The sequence below is a fragment of the Aequorivita sp. IT1282 genome, from assembly GCF_058068205.1.
In genome coordinates, this window is sequence record NZ_JBYRHR010000001.1 from 464824 (window position 1) to 479847 (window position 15024).

16 protein-coding genes are annotated in these 15024 nt (G+C 35.8%); 2 read left to right on the plus strand and 14 right to left on the minus strand.

The genetic code is table 11. The annotated features are described in order from the left end of the window. Positions 1-16 precede the first annotated feature (16 nt). From AC3RVG_RS02185 to AC3RVG_RS02215, 7 genes are all read right to left on the minus strand, one after another. Complete coding sequence (locus AC3RVG_RS02185) at positions 17-337, minus strand: hypothetical protein (protein ID WP_489689792.1); 321 nt, start codon at positions 335-337, stop codon at positions 17-19. Then, the gene (locus AC3RVG_RS02190) at positions 337-1593 is read right to left on the minus strand and encodes a dihydroorotase (protein WP_489689793.1); all 1257 of its coding nucleotides are present in this window, start codon (positions 1591-1593) and stop codon (positions 337-339) included. The genes AC3RVG_RS02185 and AC3RVG_RS02190 overlap by 1 nt, the downstream gene beginning before the upstream one ends. Continuing rightward, positions 1590-3527 carry a BatA domain-containing protein gene (locus tag AC3RVG_RS02195; protein WP_489689794.1) on the minus strand — a complete coding sequence of 646 codons (1938 nt, stop codon included), beginning with the start codon at positions 3525-3527 and terminating at the stop codon, positions 1590-1592. The genes AC3RVG_RS02190 and AC3RVG_RS02195 overlap by 4 nt, the downstream gene beginning before the upstream one ends. Positions 3528-3572: 45 nt before the next feature. Beyond that, complete coding sequence (locus AC3RVG_RS02200) at positions 3573-4769, minus strand: sensor histidine kinase (protein ID WP_489689795.1); 1197 nt, start codon at positions 4767-4769, stop codon at positions 3573-3575. Between the two features lie 93 nt (positions 4770-4862). Further along, the gene (locus AC3RVG_RS02205) at positions 4863-6068 is read right to left on the minus strand and encodes a sensor histidine kinase (RefSeq protein WP_489689796.1); all 1206 of its coding nucleotides are present in this window, start codon (positions 6066-6068) and stop codon (positions 4863-4865) included. A 134-nt stretch (positions 6069-6202) separates the two neighbouring features. Then, entirely contained in the window at positions 6203-6967 is a 765-nt protein-coding gene (locus AC3RVG_RS02210; protein ID WP_489689797.1) for a TIGR02757 family protein, read from the minus strand. Positions 6968-7007: 40 nt separating this feature from the next. Further along, on the minus strand, positions 7008-7670 hold the full coding sequence (locus AC3RVG_RS02215) for an ABC transporter ATP-binding protein (protein WP_489689798.1): 663 nt from the start codon (positions 7668-7670) through the stop codon (positions 7008-7010). A 122-nt stretch (positions 7671-7792) separates the two neighbouring features. On the opposite strand from AC3RVG_RS02215, the gene folE reads away from it, so the two are divergent. Together folE and AC3RVG_RS02225 are read left to right on the plus strand one after the other, a co-directional pair. Continuing rightward, entirely contained in the window at positions 7793-8392 is a 600-nt protein-coding gene (folE, locus tag AC3RVG_RS02220; RefSeq protein WP_489689799.1) for a GTP cyclohydrolase I FolE, read from the plus strand. Between the two features lie 50 nt (positions 8393-8442). Continuing rightward, on the plus strand, positions 8443-8745 hold the full coding sequence (locus AC3RVG_RS02225; RefSeq protein WP_489689800.1) for a hypothetical protein: 303 nt from the start codon (positions 8443-8445) through the stop codon (positions 8743-8745). A 25-nt stretch (positions 8746-8770) separates the two neighbouring features. Here the strand turns inward: AC3RVG_RS02225 and AC3RVG_RS02230 are convergent, their stop codons facing one another. The 7 genes from AC3RVG_RS02230 to serC all read right to left on the minus strand — a co-directional run bounded on the left by AC3RVG_RS02230 (position 8771) and on the right by serC (position 15012). Next, a complete protein-coding gene (locus AC3RVG_RS02230) occupies positions 8771-10984 on the minus strand; it encodes a TonB-dependent receptor (RefSeq protein ID WP_489689801.1) in 2214 nt (737 codons plus the stop codon). Between the two features lie 48 nt (positions 10985-11032). Further along, a complete protein-coding gene (locus AC3RVG_RS02235; RefSeq protein ID WP_489689802.1) occupies positions 11033-11362 on the minus strand; it encodes a hypothetical protein in 330 nt (109 codons plus the stop codon). Beyond that, positions 11359-11661 carry a DUF6787 family protein gene (locus tag AC3RVG_RS02240; RefSeq protein ID WP_489689803.1) on the minus strand — a complete coding sequence of 101 codons (303 nt, stop codon included), beginning with the start codon at positions 11659-11661 and terminating at the stop codon, positions 11359-11361. The genes AC3RVG_RS02235 and AC3RVG_RS02240 overlap by 4 nt, the downstream gene beginning before the upstream one ends. Next, positions 11658-12080 carry a DUF6146 family protein gene (locus AC3RVG_RS02245; RefSeq protein ID WP_489689804.1) on the minus strand — a complete coding sequence of 141 codons (423 nt, stop codon included), beginning with the start codon at positions 12078-12080 and terminating at the stop codon, positions 11658-11660. The genes AC3RVG_RS02240 and AC3RVG_RS02245 overlap by 4 nt, the downstream gene beginning before the upstream one ends. Before the next feature lie 172 nt (positions 12081-12252). Further along, positions 12253-12888: a DUF937 domain-containing protein gene (locus tag AC3RVG_RS02250; RefSeq protein WP_489689805.1), complete on the minus strand. Its 636-nt coding sequence runs from the start codon at positions 12886-12888 to the stop codon at positions 12253-12255. Positions 12889-12932: 44 nt separating this feature from the next. Continuing rightward, the gene (locus AC3RVG_RS02255; RefSeq protein WP_489689806.1) at positions 12933-13889 is read right to left on the minus strand and encodes a D-2-hydroxyacid dehydrogenase; all 957 of its coding nucleotides are present in this window, start codon (positions 13887-13889) and stop codon (positions 12933-12935) included. Positions 13890-13944: 55 nt separating this feature from the next. Further along, a complete protein-coding gene (gene serC / locus AC3RVG_RS02260) occupies positions 13945-15012 on the minus strand; it encodes a 3-phosphoserine/phosphohydroxythreonine transaminase (RefSeq protein WP_489689807.1) in 1068 nt (355 codons plus the stop codon). Positions 15013-15024 lie beyond the last annotated feature (12 nt).

Genomic DNA, 15024 nt, shown 5'->3' on the forward strand with positions numbered 1-15024 from the left:
AAAGGTAACCAATACTTTAATCTAAAAAAGTAAACCATTCCTGAAATTTTTCGCTTAAAAACGGAATGCCTTTCCTAAGATTGAAAAAAGCCATTGCCCAAGATAATAACCACAGCGCAAGGCAGATGAGCCAAGCAATATCGCCTGCAGTTACGTCTATTTGTGACTGAACAATGAGTGAAACGATGAATAATAGCGTTAAACCAAACATGTTTTTTACATGCCAAGTAGCAAAATCGTGTTTTTCATCTCTATTAATGAAATATGCGATCATGAAACCAACAAAAGGTGCGTAGGCTACAAGAGCGAGAGATTTACCTGCGGGAGAAGTTTTCATTATGAATTAAGTACCAATTGATTGTTTGCAATTATTCCGTACGCTTTGCCTTTTAGCAATGTTCCTAAAAGTGCAGCGTTTTTTGAAGTTGAAATAATATCTTTTTCAGAAAACTTCCAACTTTCTTCGGGATTAAAAAGTGTTAGTTCTGCACGGTTTCCTTCTTCAATTTCTTCCGAAGAAATATGAAAAACCTTTTTTAAACCCGTTAGTGCTTTAACAGCAGCTTCCGTTTCTAAATGTAAATTCAATGCGCCGAAACAACCTTCCAAACCGATGCTTCCAAAGAAAGCATGTTCAAATTCTGTTTTTTTATGCTCCACATCAATTGGGTTGTGGTCGCTGGTAACACCGTCTATGGTGCCGTCTTTTAATCCTTTTAGCAATGCTTTGTTGTCTGCTTTTGTGCGCAAAGGCGGAAGAAGTTTATAATTAGTATCAAACTCCTCCAAAACATCGTCGGTAAGTACAAGGTTAAAAATTGAAACGCTACAACTCACGTTCAATCCTTTTTTCTTGGCATCTTTAATTAATTCAACCGATTTTTTAGTTGAAATAGTCGGGATGTGAAGTTTGCCGCCACTGTATTCTAAAATATACAAATCACGAATAATTTGAAGCTCTTCCGAAAGTGCTGGAATTCCTTTTAAACCCAGGCGGGTACTGTTCACTTCTTCATTTACCATTCCGTTGCGTGCAACAGATTTATCAAATGGGAACGATTGCACCAATCCGTCAAAATTCTGGGTGTATTGTAATGCTATTTTTAAAAGATTTGCATTGGCGATTGGGTGTTTATAGTCGTAAAATGAAACTGCACCCTCGTTTTGCATATCGTATAATTCGGCCAGATCAATTCCTTTACTGCCAACGGTTAACGCGCCAATAGGGTAGAGGCTTACCGCGTTATTTTCAGCTTTAGATTTTAGAAACTTAATATAGCCTTTACTATCGGTTACGGGAAAGCTGTTTGCATTTACCGCCACACTCGTAAAACCACTGTGAGCAGCTGTTTTTAAACCATTTTCAATGTTTTCACGCTCCTCAAAACCTGGTTCGCCAAAGGAAACACTACTGTCAAACCATCCTTGTGAAATATGAAGATTTTTGAGTGTAATTTCTTTTACTTTATCTGAAGAAGCTATCGTTGCTGCAATTTTTGAAATTTTACCATTTTCTATCAAAACATCCCGTTTCTTTAAATGATGCTTGCTGGAAGCATCAACAATGGTGGCGGATTTCAGTAATATCTTCATTTGTAGAATTTTAGAATAAGCATTTCAAAAACTAAAAAGAGCAATGCAAAAATAGCAAACCATTTCCAAAAACTGTTAATTGAATTTGCATCAGCAAAAGAATTAAAAAGTTCCTCCACAGAACTATAAACTTTCGCTCCGTCCCAGTCTTCGGGATTTAGGTACTGAAGTTGGCTTTCGCTGCGATTGTAATTATAGCTTATATTTTCCAAAAACTCGGCATCCTTCGTAATTTCAAAATTGCCAGCTTTATTAGGATCTTCGGTGGTGGTTAAAAGCACGTAATTAGCTTTTGTTTGCTGCAAGGGTATAAATTGTGCGGTACTGTCTTTAATCGTTAGAATTTCGTCGGGCCCTAATTTTACTGGAATTGCCATTGAGTTCTGTTTCCCAATAGTGTAATATAATCGTGGCAAAGATAAACTCTGCGAAGCCATATTGTAAATTGTAGGAACGACTAATGGCGAATTTTGAAAATTTGAGTTCTCCTTGTTGATTGCCGCAGTAAATAAATATGTTTTGTTATTTTGAATTAAAAACGGCTGATTGTCCTCAAAACTTATTGCAGGCGTGGCATTTGTTGAAATATCGAAAAACGAATTTACTTTTGGATATTGAAAATTTGCTACTTCTTTTTCAAAAACATCTTTAAACAATGGGTGTGAAAACACAATTTTGGTAATCTTTTTTTCCTGAATTTTTTCTTCCGAAAGCGATCCCAAAGCCATTGTTAACAGGAAGTTGTTATAACTGCCTAAATCTACTTGTGCTGAAGGAATAACCAAAATACTGCCGCCGTTGTCGCTAAACGACTTAAGCGCCGTTGTTAAGGACGCGGGAATTTCCTTTAGCTCGTTGAGTACAACAAAATTCTGATCGGGAATCTCGTTGTAGTTTATCGTTTTAAAAGTTTGCTGTGTAAATTCGAATTCTTCTTTTTCAAAAAGGCGTTGCAAAAAGTTGCCATTTGCTTCATTAATAGCCATAACCTTTATTTTGCCAGGTTTGTTGATGCTAAAAAATAAGCTATTGTCAAAAGTAAGATTAGGATCGTTAAGCTCTAGTTTACCAATAAATTCTTCAGAATTATCAATATCAAAAGTAACAGTGCCGCTTAAATTCTCTGAAAAATTTATAGCCGTTTTTGCGATGAGTTTTCCATTGTTGAAAAGTGAAATAGGAGTTTCGGTAATTTCGCTTCTTCCTTGAGTTTGCCCTATTTTTGAAACCTTCACTTTTAGTTGTGTGGTAGAAGTATTTTTTGAAGCGATAAAAACACTGTCAATTGCAATGTTGAAAATCTTCACTGGTTTTAACTGTACTGCGTCTACAATTAAATCTTCGGGTATGGGTGGAAAGGCTTCTTTTTGCTGAAAATCTGATAAGTAAACCAATCTTTTTGAAACTCCTTTTTCATTCGAAAAAAGCTGATTGGCTTTCAAAATTACTTGGTTCGGAGACAATTGATTTTGCGAATATTCAACTGATAGAACCTCGCTTTTAAAATCTTGTGCAGAAACATTCTTTCTGTCGGCATTATTTGTAAACCAACTTATTTTTTCAGTGCCATTAATTTTTTCAAATAAATCTTGCAATGCACGCTCCAGTATAGGGCCTTTGGCGCCTTTGGCTTGCATACTAAACGAATTGTCTATATAAACGACGGTTTCTTTATTAGTATTTAACGCAGATTTTGAAGCGGTAAAAGGTTGCGCAAAAGCTATAATAATAGCTGCCATCGCTAACAAACGCATTAGTAAAATAAGCCATTTTTTAAGCTGCGAACTTTTACGTGTTTGTATGGTTACTTTTTTAAGGAAAGCAACATTGGTAAAATCTACTTTTTGAAAACGCCGAAGTTGGAAAAGATGAATAAATATAGGGATGAGCAGCAGGAAAAGGGCGTAAAGAATTTCGGGGTGTTTAAACTGCATTCCTATAAATATTGCTCAAAGATAAAAAATGGAATGTAATAATAGCTATTTCTGCACAGTAAAGGTGAAGGTACTTCCTTTTCCAAGTTCAGATTCTAACGAAATAGTTCCTTCAAGCTTAGAAACCAAGCTTTTTACCGTAGCTAGTCCAATGCCCGTTCCTTCATTTCCGTGTCTATCTTTAATGCCTGTGGTTTTAAAAAGGTTGAAAATTTCTTCTTGAACACCAAAATCGATGCCCATGCCGTTGTCTTTTATTGTGAATTTATGAAAATTAGGTTCATCAAAATATTTTATAGATACTAGTCGTCTATCGTTTAAGTTGTATTTTAAACTATTGTCAATCAGGTTTAGAAAAATCTGGGTAAGTGCCGCTTTGTTCACATGTTTTAAAATACCTTCTTTGGGATATTCAAAAACTGTATCATCAGTAATTAAAATTTCTTGTAATTCTTCAAAGAGCTTACTAAGCTCTATATCCTGCTTTTGGGCTTCTAATAATTCATCAGATTTGTAAAAATTCAAAATACCATTAATGTAATTTTTGAGGGTCAATGAGGATTCTTCAATATAATTTAGGTACATTTTTGAATCTTCAGATTGGTCCTCGGTATTTTCTTCGCGAAGCATTCGTGTAAGCGAAGTAATGTTTGCCAAAGGCGATTTTAAATCATGAGATATTAGGTGCGCAAAATTGGTGAGTCTTTCATTTCTAGATTGCAATTCTTTTTGATATTCAATCAATTGTCTGTTATTCCGTCGAAGCTCAAAAAGATTTATTACTTGTTTTGCCAAAGATTTTAAAGAGGTAATCTGTATCTCGGTTAATTGCCGAGGTTTATGGTCGAAAATACACAGTGTACCTAATTTATAGCCGTTGTAAGTTATTAGAGGCACCCCAGCGTAGAATATAGCTTTAGACTCAGTAACTAATGGGTTGTCTTTAAAACGCTCATCTTTTGTGGCGTCTTCAACGATGAAAATTTCATCAGAATATAATATGGCATGGCTACAAAAGGAAATATTGCGCGGCGATTGATTAAAATCGAGACCCGTGTGCGATTTAAAAAAGTTTCGTTCTTTATCTAAAAGAGTAATTAATGAAATTGGTACCTCACATATTGCTGCTATAAGTTCAGTAATATTGTCATAATCGTTCTCCGAAAGTGTGTCGAGCAGATGATACCGGTTTAATTCGGCAATCCGTTGATCTTCATTTTGGGGGAGTTGAGGAGAAATCATAAAAAGTAAAACGTTGTTATTTATGGAAGGTAAATATAATCTGAAATGTGTTAGAGGTGGTACTTCTTTAACATAGCATATTGAAGCGGACTATCACAATAATTTCTTGACACTAAATTTAAATGTTGTGCCCAATCCTAAAGTAGAAGAAACTTCTATTTCGCCATCGAGTCTAGTTACTAATTTTTTTACAGTGGAAAGTCCAATACCATTTCCTTTTTTCCCATTTCTGTCTAAAGCACCGCTGGTAACGAATAATTCGAAAATCGTTTCGAGTTGACTATTGGGAATACCCATGCCATTATCAGCAATTTCGAAGTAATACATTCCTTCTTTTTCGGTGCAATTTATATCTATCTTTATTTTTTCTTTATCGTTGTATTTGAGGCTGTTAACTATAAGATTAAGTATAATTTGCTCAAGTGCAACTTTATTGGCCTGCATTTCAATATTCTCCTCGGGAAGGTTTATTTCGCAGTCTATGTTTATATTTAATAACTCTATTATTTCTTCTAAAAGATCTTGACTATCGAATTGCTCACTTCGCAAAGAAGCTGTTTTATCGCTTTCATAATGTTCTAAAAGATTAGTAATGTATTCGCTTAATGTAAATGAAGATTGTTTTATATACTCCAAATATTCCTTACCTTGATCGTCTAAAAGCTGGCCATATTTAGTGCGAAGCATGTCTGAGGTAATAATCATATTTGCTAGTGGCATTTTCATATCGTGCGAAACTACGCCGGCAAAATTCTTCAATTCCTCATTGCGCTCCCTCAATTCTAGCTGTACTGCTAATAGCGTTCTGTTACGCTTTCTTGCTTCAAACAAATTTACAACTTGATACGCCATAGCAGTTAGCGCGTCTATCTGCGATTTGCTAAGCGTTCTAGGTACAGTATCAAACACGCAAAGTGTGCCCAACGGATAACCATCAGGATTTACCAAACGAACCCCGGCATAAAAAATAGCGTTCATCTCTTTAACCAAAGGATTGTCCTTAAAACGGGGGTCTAATCTTGCGTCTTCTACAATAAAAATATTGCTTTCATCTAAAATGGCATGACCACAAAAGGAAGTATCTCTTGCTGATTCATTATAAGGTATTCCGTAGTGCGATTTTAAAAAATTTCGATCTGCATCAAGTAGCGTTACCAGTGAAATAGGCACGTTACAAATGTTCGCCGTTAAAGCGGTAATGTTGTCAAAATCTTTTTCTGGTAAAGTATCCAGTAATTGATAAGAACGAACAGCAGCTAAACGTTGCTGCTCATCAACGGGGAATTTTGGTTCAATCAAGGTTGTGTTTATTTTTTTAAGACCATCAAAAGGCTTGCCACTTAAGGATTAACTGTAAATGTACAACTTTTTATAAAGAATGGTTAAACAAAAATTATTTATGTGAAATGGATTAAAGTTTTACTCAAAAACGTTCAAAAACTTTCGAAAACACCTAAACCAAATAGCGCAAAATCATATTTAACTGGATCTGAAGCATCCATTTTTCGCAATGAAGTATCTAATTCCAACAACGCTTTTGCATCATTTTGTTTGCGATTCAAAAGTTTTAGTTTTCTTGCTACGTTGCCGCTGTGAACATCTAATGGACACGATAGTTGGGAAGGAGAAATACTTTTCCAAATTCCGAAATCGACACCAGCTTGGTCATTACGGACCATCCAACGCAAAAACATGTTTATACGTTTTGCTGCTGAATTTTTCAGAGGATCGCTCACGTGCTTCTGTGTTCTCGCCGCATGTGGCAATTCAAAAAAAGTTTTTTTGAAATTATGAATTGCAGGTTGCATCGACTTTTCTTCAGCATTTTTAGCAAAAACACTTTCCAGCCCACCGTGATTTTTATAGATATTTTGAAGTGCTTGCAAAAAATAAACAAGGTCTCCACTATTAAAAGTTCTGTGAACAAAATTTGAAAGCGAATCTGATTGCTCCTCCGAAAAGTTCATCACAAAATCATAGGGCGAATTGCCCATCATTTCAACCAACCGATGCCCGTTATTTATAATGCTTTTTCGGTTTCCCCAAGCTATGGTAGCCACTAAAAAACCTGCTATTTCTATATCTTCTTTTAAGCTGAAAAGATGTGGAATTTGAATAGGATCCGTTTCAATGAAATCTGGGTTATTGTAGACAATTACCTTTTCGTCGAGAAATTCTTTTAGTTGGATTTTATTCATTTTATAAATTCTCAGCCAAAAATGGATTACTGATTCTTGACTACTGTTTCACTATTTTCCCATCCTGCATAACCAATTTTCTATCGGCCATATTCGCAAGCTCTTCATTGTGTGTAACAATTACGAAGGTTTGCCCAAACTCATCTCGCAATTTAAAAAACAAGTTGTGCAAGTTTTCGGCACTTTCGGTATCGAGATTTCCGCTGGGCTCGTCGGCAAGAATTATTGCCGGATTATTTATTAGTGCTCGCGCCACTGCCACGCGCTGTTGTTCGCCACCCGAAAGTTCGTTGGGTTTATGGTCTTCGCGATGTGAAAGCCCTAAAAAAGAAAGTAATTCTTTCGCTTTTTTGATTGCTTCGTCTTTGGGTGTATTTTTAATAAATGCAGGAATGCATACATTTTCAAGAGCCGTAAATTCTGGAAGCAGCTGATGAAACTGAAAAATAAAACCTAAATTTTCATTTCTAAATTGCGCTAGTTTTTTCCCCGAAAGGGAGCCGATATTTACATTGTTTATGGTTAGTTTGCTTTTAGATTTGTCAAAAGCATCCAACGTTCCCAAAATTTGTAACAAAGTAGTTTTTCCTGCACCCGAAGCACCCACAATTGAAACGATTTCACTTTTTTTAATATGAAGATCAACGCCCTTCAAAACGTGAAGATTGTCGTAGTATTTATGAATATTTTGGGCTTCTATCATTGCAAAAATTTAAAGCGTGAAAGTACCATTTATAGTGCTATAATACAATCCAATCGATTATATTGTTTCTATTTCAAGTTAACTGTCTACTTTTGAAAACATATTATTAAATAGAACAATAAATGGCTTCTTATAAATATTTCGAAGAATACGAACAACCGGTAACCGATAGTTTAGTTGAAAACTACAGTAATATTTTATCTACTATTGGTGAAGATATAAATCGCGAAGGAATTGTAAAAACTCCCGAACGCGCAGCAAAAGCAATGCAATTTTTAACTTCGGGCAATTGTCAAGATCCCGCAGAAATACTGAAAAGTGCAATGTTTGCTGAATCTTACCACGATATGGTAATTATTAAAGATATTGAGCTTTATTCGCTGTGTGAGCATCATATTTTACCTTTTTTCGGAAAAGCGCATATAGCATATATTCCCGATGGTTATATTGTTGGGCTCAGTAAAATACCTCGAGTGGTCGATGTTTTTGCACGTAGATTACAAGTTCAGGAGCGGCTAACCCACGATATCTTAGAATGCATCAATAACACTTTAAAACCGAAGGGAGTAGCGGTAGTTATAGAGGCTTCGCATATGTGTATGATGATGCGCGGAGTTCAAAAACAAAATAGCGTAACAACTACATCTGGATTTCGAGGACAATTTGAAGCTAGTGAAACACGAAGTGAATTTTTAAAGTTAATTAGTAACGATTTGTCTTAAATTTATGGAATGTTTTTTGCACTTTAGTAGTTGATTAAACACCGCATAAAATGAATTACGAAAAATATAAGTTACTCCGTCAAGGCATTATTTACGACGTAGTTGGGATGGCCACAATGGTAATTCCTGTAATAGGCCCATTTTTAGATTTAATATGGGCACCATTTGCGGCCCAAAAAATGTCTGAAATGTATAAAGGCGTCGAAGGAAAAGTTGCATCTGCAATTGTATTTCTCGAAGAAATACTACCATTTACAGACGTGGTACCAACTTTTACACTTATGTGGATATATACATTTGTTTGGAAAAAACAACCCACACGACGAACTATCAAAATACGAGTAAACGAATAAAAAAAAGCCCCAATTGGGGCTTTTTTTAAATTTCTACTTTTAAGTTTACATTTATACTTCTTCCAATATTAAAAATTCCATCTGGTTTAAAGCGCGATAAATGCGAGACATATTGTTTGTCTGTTAAATTAGTACCGTTCAAACCTATTTTGAACAAAACCTTTTGAAGTTGAAAACTGCTTTCAACGCCAGCACTTAATAGCGAATAACCGCCCGTTCTAGTTTCAAAATTGCTGACATTTTTTTGGTCGAAAGTGTTTTCAAGTGTAATAAATACAGAACTTGATTTTCTGCAAACACCATCTTTCAATTCTACACGAAATGTATTTCTAACCGAATTTGCAGGAATTAACGGTAAATAATCATCGTTGCTTAATTTGCCGGTTACGGTTTCAAAACTGCTTTCTAAATGCAACCAATCCAGCGGATGGGGGTGAAGGTGAAAACCTAATTCTCCGCCATAAAGCGCAGCATTGTCTTGTAAATAATCGAAAACCTGCGAGTCGTCAATAGTTTCATTAGTTGGCGATAGGAAAATATAATCATTCACCGCATTGTAAAAACCATTCGCGAAAAACTCAATATGTTCGTTTCTATATTCTAAAGCAACATCAACTTGAAAATTCTGTTCATTAGTCAAATCTACATTTCCGCGTTCATATCTATTTGTGCCTTCGTGAACTCCATTGGACGTTAGCTCTGCCAAGTTTGGTGCTCGGAAACCACTGGCAAGATTAACGCGTGCTGAAAAGTTTTCAATCACATCTAATTTTGCACCTAAAGCCGCCGTAAAACTTGTAAATTTTTTGTTAAGTGCTGGAATGAAATCTGCATCGGCTTCATTGCGTGCGGCATCGCTTTCAATTTTTCGCGAGTCAAAACGTATTCCAGCCTGCAAATCCACTTTTTCCAGATGATAATGCGAAGTTGCCAAAACCCCAATATCTGTTGTATTTGCATCTGGAATTAAAATTTCTTCGCCTTCGTTTATATTACTTTGAAACATTCCCTGTAAACCAACAATAGTTTCAAAATTGCCCAATTGTGGTAGGTTATATTTAACATCGTAGTTTAGCGTGCTTAATTTAAGCCGAAGTGCCGCCACGTCCGGCGCATCTTCAAATTCGCGACGATCGTTAAACAAGTATCCTGCTTTCACATCCAAGCTAGAATTGTTGAAAAATAGCGTATTGTCAAAACTTAAAATGTGATTGTCAATTTCCTGAAAAGGAAGCTCTAAATCCTTTGAACGCGTTTGCTCGCCAACTTCCTCGGGAATACCTATGTTGGAACGATTGTAGTTATAGCGAAATGTCGACTTATATTTAGTACCAGAATACTGCAGTCCGGTTTTAAAATCCTTTTCATTAAAACGTGAATTAGTAACGCGGTAATCTGCACCTGTGTTGTAGTCGCTAAAAGTAGAGTAGGAGCCACGGGCTAAAAACTTCAGTTTTTCACCTGAGGTTTTAACACCAATATTTGATGAAGTTCCAAGCGTGTTTGAAAAATAGGTGCTGCTTAAATCGCCGTGGGTTTCTCCAGAATTGGCGAATTTTTCAGGATTTAAATATAACACTCCCCCCAGCGCATCGCTTCCGTATAAAAGTGATGCAGGGCCTTTAATAACCTCAACACTTTCTACTCCCGCTTCGTTAATGCCAAGCCCGTGTTCGTCTCCAAATTGTTGGTTTTCCAAACGCACACCCTGCGCATAAACTAATACGCGATTGGAACTCAAGCCACGAATAACTGGTTTTCCGATCCCCGTACCAGTGCTTATTATATTTACACCCGCAATGTTTTTTATTCCATCTGCAAGCGTAACCGCGCCCGAAGCGTTTAAATTTTCCATAGAAACGCGTTCCACTTTCATTACATTATCGCTTTGTAATTTATGGAAAGGTGTTGAGATTATTACCTCTTCCATTTCCACGGCGCTTTCTTGTAATTGAAGGTTTTCCGATACATTTTCATTGTTGGAAAAATTCATCCTTTTTGAAACCGTAGCAAAACCCATTGCAGAAAAAATTACGTTATAATTTCCGTCGGGTATATTGTTCAGAATATAGTTGCCATCAAAATCTGCAACCGTGCCTTTTTCAAGTTGGGGAATATAAACAGTTGCGGGTAATGGTTCGTTTGTGATTTTTGAAGTTAAAGTTCCTGTCAAGGAATTTTGTGAGCTCGCCGCCGTATATACAAATAATACCGCAAGCAAGCAGAGTAAGTTTTTCATGCTTTCTTGATTTAATAAATATTAATGATTTAAATAAAAGTCTAAAAATCAAGAAAGAGAAGGGGGACCTCGAAGGAAATAGTGGATAGAATTTAAACTTAATTCTGGAATTAAGTATTCAGTTTCAATTATATTATAACTGTGGAACACCACAAAAGCAGGAAGTTCTGTTGGCGTAAAATTAAATATTGAAAAGTGAAAATCACAAATAGAACAATCTAGTTGCTTTTCGTGAAGGTGTGTTGAAATCTCTGTACAAGCCTTGTGTTCGTGGTCTTCAAAGGTATGTACAATTTGCATCGCCGAGGGAAACAGCAGTGCCAACGAAAAGATCGTGGCTGCAAAAATTTGTATTATATTTTTTTTTAAAACGTTCATTTTTTAAATAAAAATCCTAATCCCATACTGCGGAGCATCTTTTTTTCAAAGTTCCAAAAAAAATGATATTGTCCAAATACCCATCCGAAAAAAACGAGAAGCACTTGATAAATTGGAAATATAATTAAAATTCTGAATGGCCAATAAATAAACCATCCCATTTCTCTTGTTATATCTAAAACATCTGTGATTGGTGATCCTAATTTAGCTGCGGAGCTTCCGGTAATAGCAAAAACCAGAAATACTATAAAAAGTTGTCTGTTGGTTTCGATATTCCAACGTTGTTTAAGTTTTTTCAATTTCTTCCTCCTATAAATTTTTGATTGTATTTTTCCTGAAAATACACAAAGTAGTTATACAAAAGGTAATTTACTTCGTATCCATAATCCACGCCCATATCGTAATTTATTCGCTCGGTATATAAATTACGCGAATTTTGATTTGGATTTAAAACGCGCGAATTATATTCTGAAACAAATTGTGTGTTTTTAGATTCCAATTTCGACTGTCCGTAAAAACCGCGTGGTGGCTGTGAAATAAGCCAAGAATCAAAACCTGGTTCTATAATTAAAATTTCGTATTCAAGGCTATCATTTGCAATGCGAATGGTGTCGTTAGCAGCAACTTCTGAAGTAGTGTTGCTATTAATTGTTTTGTTTCCGGTACCACAGCTGTATATTGTGATTGAAAGCGCTAATAATATTAAGAGGTTTTTCATCTGTTTAAAATTTTAAGATTCAGAAATACATCGGCTGCCTTCCTCATCAAAATGAATTTTTGCAAAGTTAAGAAATGTTAAATTAAGCCCGTTGTATTTAAGCTTCTATTAAGAAAAAGCCATCTCAATTTTAAAAGAGATGGCGATTTATATATACTATTCTATTCGAATTTTATTTCCCGAAAAGACCGCCTAGCATTCCAGCAATTCCGCCTTTCTTCTTATTTCCTCCCAGAACCATTCCAGCAATATCATCTATTACACTTCCATCGCCATCAGCATCTAATAATGTTTCAATAAGCGATCTGTCGTGATCCGTATTTTCACCTAAAACGGAGCCTAATAAATCTCCGATTCCATTTTCATCTACATTATCTTTTCTCTTTTGACTACCCAAAACACCCATTACAATAGGAGCTGCCATCTGAATTATCTTTGCTACCGAACTCGCATCTACACCGCTAACTTTACTAATGCCTTGTTGCACTTTTTGCTGATTTCCACCAAGCACATGATTTAAAATGCCGGCCCCATCTTTCATTAGATTTCCGTCAGCGCTTTTATTTTCTAATAAATCGCTCAACTGAGTTAAAATAGAGCCGTCGTGGCGACTGTCTTCTAAAGCATTATTTAAATTTTGAGCACCTTGCGGTGTTGCAGCATTTTTTTGCATTGCTCCCAGAATAACTGGTAACGCCATACTTAAAACGCTAGCAGTTTTTTCTGTAGATTGGCCTGTTTTGGCACTTGCAGCACCAATAAGCTGCTTGCCCATATCGCTGCTAAGAAGATCTAAAATAGAAGACATACTGTTGAATTTAAGTTAATTGAGATCCAATATAAAAAAAATAATTATGCTTTGGCCATTAAACTTATAATTTGTTCTGCAAGTTCTATTCCTATTCTGTCTTGAGCTTCGTCTGTTGCTGCACCAATATGTGGTGTAAGTGAAATAGCATCATTCATAAGCACTTTAATAGACGGGGTTGGTTCGTTTTCAAAAACATCGAGTGCCGCAAAAGAAACTTTACCTTCTTCAATAGCTTGTAAAAGTGCTTTTTCATTTAATATTCCACCGCGGGCTGTATTAACGATTCCTACGCCATCCTTCATTTTACTTATTTCTTCTTTTCCTATTAAATATCCAGATTGAGAAGGAACATGAAGACTTATAAAATCGCTGTGTTTTATAAGTTTATCGATAGGAGCGGTTTTTACTTTTAACGTTACTTCTTGTCCGTCATAAAAAGATAATGTAATATCTGCTTCGCCAACTTTTTGGTCACTTGCAATTACTTTCATTCCGCAACCCAAAGCTATTTTAGCCACTTCGCGACCGATTCTTCCAAATCCAATAATACCAAGCGTTTTACCGCGAAGTTCACGACCACCGCCGTAATTTTTCTTTAATTGATTAAATTTTGTATCACCATCTAAAGGCATATTCCTGTTAGAATCGTGAAGAAAACGAACACCGCTAAACAAGTGTGCAAACACCAATTCCGCAACAGAACCGGAAGATGCTGCAGGAGTATTAATTACTTCTAATCCTTTCTTTACTGCATATTCTACATCTATATTATCCATTCCAACCCCGCCACGGCCAATAATTTTTAAAGACGGACAGTTGTCAATTATATCTTTTCTAACTTTTGTTGCGCTACGTACTAAAAGCACTTCAACTTTGTGTTCATTGATGTAATTCTGAAGTTGCTCCTGTGCTACGTGAACCGTTAACACTTCAAAATCTGCTTTTTCCAAAGCATCGATTCCACTTTTTGAAATTCCATCGTTTGCTAATACTTTCATATCTTTTATAACCTAATTATTATTTTTTCTTGAGTTGTATTTTATAAATTGACTTTTACGCCCCCTTTTCAACTGCTTGCATTACATCTACCAAAACTTGCACACTTTCTAACGGAAGTGCATTATACATAGATGCGCGGTAACCACCAACACTGCGATGGCCATTCAAACCGTTTATTCCGGCTTGTTTAAGAAGATCATCAAATGTTGCTTTTAACTCATCATTTTTTAAGTTGAAGGTGGCATTCATTTTAGAGCGGTCTTCGTTGTTCGCTACATAACCTTGAAAAAGCGGATTCTTGTCAATCTCGCCATAAAGTAGTGCTGCTTTTTGATTGTTAATTTTTTCAATTGCTGAAATTCCACCCAAATCTTTTAACCATTGCATAGTAAGCATAGAAACATAAACAGGAAAAACAGGAGGCGTATTATACATACTTTCTTTATCAATATGCACTTGATATTTCAGCATAGAAGGAATAGCGCGCGTAACTTTACCAAGAATATCTTCTTTTATAACCACAAGTGTTGTTCCTGCTGGGCCCATGTTTTTCTGTGCCCCAGCATAAATTAAACTGAATTTTGAAAAGTCTAGCTGACGCGAAAAAATATCGCTACTCATATCGCAAATCAACGGAATTTCAGTTTCTGGAAACTCCTGCATTTGCGTACCGAAGATTGTATTATTGCTCGTGCAATGAAAATAATCAGCATCTTTTGGAACGCTATAATTTTTAGGAATAAAGTTGAAGTTCTCACTTTTTGAAGTAGCAACTTCAACTACTTCACCCATCATTTTAGCTTCTTTAATTGCTTTGTCGCTCCAAGTTCCTGTATTTAAATAAGCTGCTTTATTTTCTAATAAATTGTATGCCGCCATCAAAAACTGAAGACTTGCGCCACCTTGTAAAAACAAAGCTTGATACCCTTTATTTTGAAGTCCTAAGTGCTCCAAGGCTAAACTTCGTGCGGTATCCATAACCTCAACAAAATCTTTGCTGCGGTGCGAGATTTCAATCAAAGAAAGATCTAAATTATTGAAGTTTAAAATTGCATCAGCAGATTTTTGTAATACCGTTTGTGGCAAAATGCAGGGTCCTGCACTAAAATTATGTTTTTTCATTGGTGTTATTTG

Coding starts and splice junctions, on each gene's coding strand:
- AC3RVG_RS02190 (WP_489689793.1), bottom strand. CDS start 1,593: ATGAAGATATTACTGAAATCCGCCACCATTGTTGATGCTTCCAGCAAG.
- AC3RVG_RS02245 (WP_489689804.1), bottom strand. CDS start 12,080: ATGAAAAACCTCTTAATATTATTAGCGCTTTCAATCACAATATACAGC.
- AC3RVG_RS02215 (WP_489689798.1), bottom strand. CDS start 7,670: ATGATAGAAGCCCAAAATATTCATAAATACTACGACAATCTTCACGTT.
- folE (WP_489689799.1), top strand. CDS start 7,793: ATGGCTTCTTATAAATATTTCGAAGAATACGAACAACCGGTAACCGAT.
- AC3RVG_RS02250 (WP_489689805.1), bottom strand. CDS start 12,888: ATGTCTTCTATTTTAGATCTTCTTAGCAGCGATATGGGCAAGCAGCTT.
- AC3RVG_RS02185 (WP_489689792.1), bottom strand. CDS start 337: ATGAAAACTTCTCCCGCAGGTAAATCTCTCGCTCTTGTAGCCTACGCA.
- AC3RVG_RS02235 (WP_489689802.1), bottom strand. CDS start 11,362: ATGAACGTTTTAAAAAAAAATATAATACAAATTTTTGCAGCCACGATC.
- AC3RVG_RS02200 (WP_489689795.1), bottom strand. CDS start 4,769: ATGATTTCTCCTCAACTCCCCCAAAATGAAGATCAACGGATTGCCGAA.
- AC3RVG_RS02225 (WP_489689800.1), top strand. CDS start 8,443: ATGAATTACGAAAAATATAAGTTACTCCGTCAAGGCATTATTTACGAC.
- AC3RVG_RS02210 (WP_489689797.1), bottom strand. CDS start 6,967: ATGAATAAAATCCAACTAAAAGAATTTCTCGACGAAAAGGTAATTGTC.
- serC (WP_489689807.1), bottom strand. CDS start 15,012: ATGAAAAAACATAATTTTAGTGCAGGACCCTGCATTTTGCCACAAACG.
- AC3RVG_RS02230 (WP_489689801.1), bottom strand. CDS start 10,984: ATGAAAAACTTACTCTGCTTGCTTGCGGTATTATTTGTATATACGGCG.
- AC3RVG_RS02195 (WP_489689794.1), bottom strand. CDS start 3,527: ATGCAGTTTAAACACCCCGAAATTCTTTACGCCCTTTTCCTGCTGCTC.
- AC3RVG_RS02255 (WP_489689806.1), bottom strand. CDS start 13,889: ATGAAAGTATTAGCAAACGATGGAATTTCAAAAAGTGGAATCGATGCT.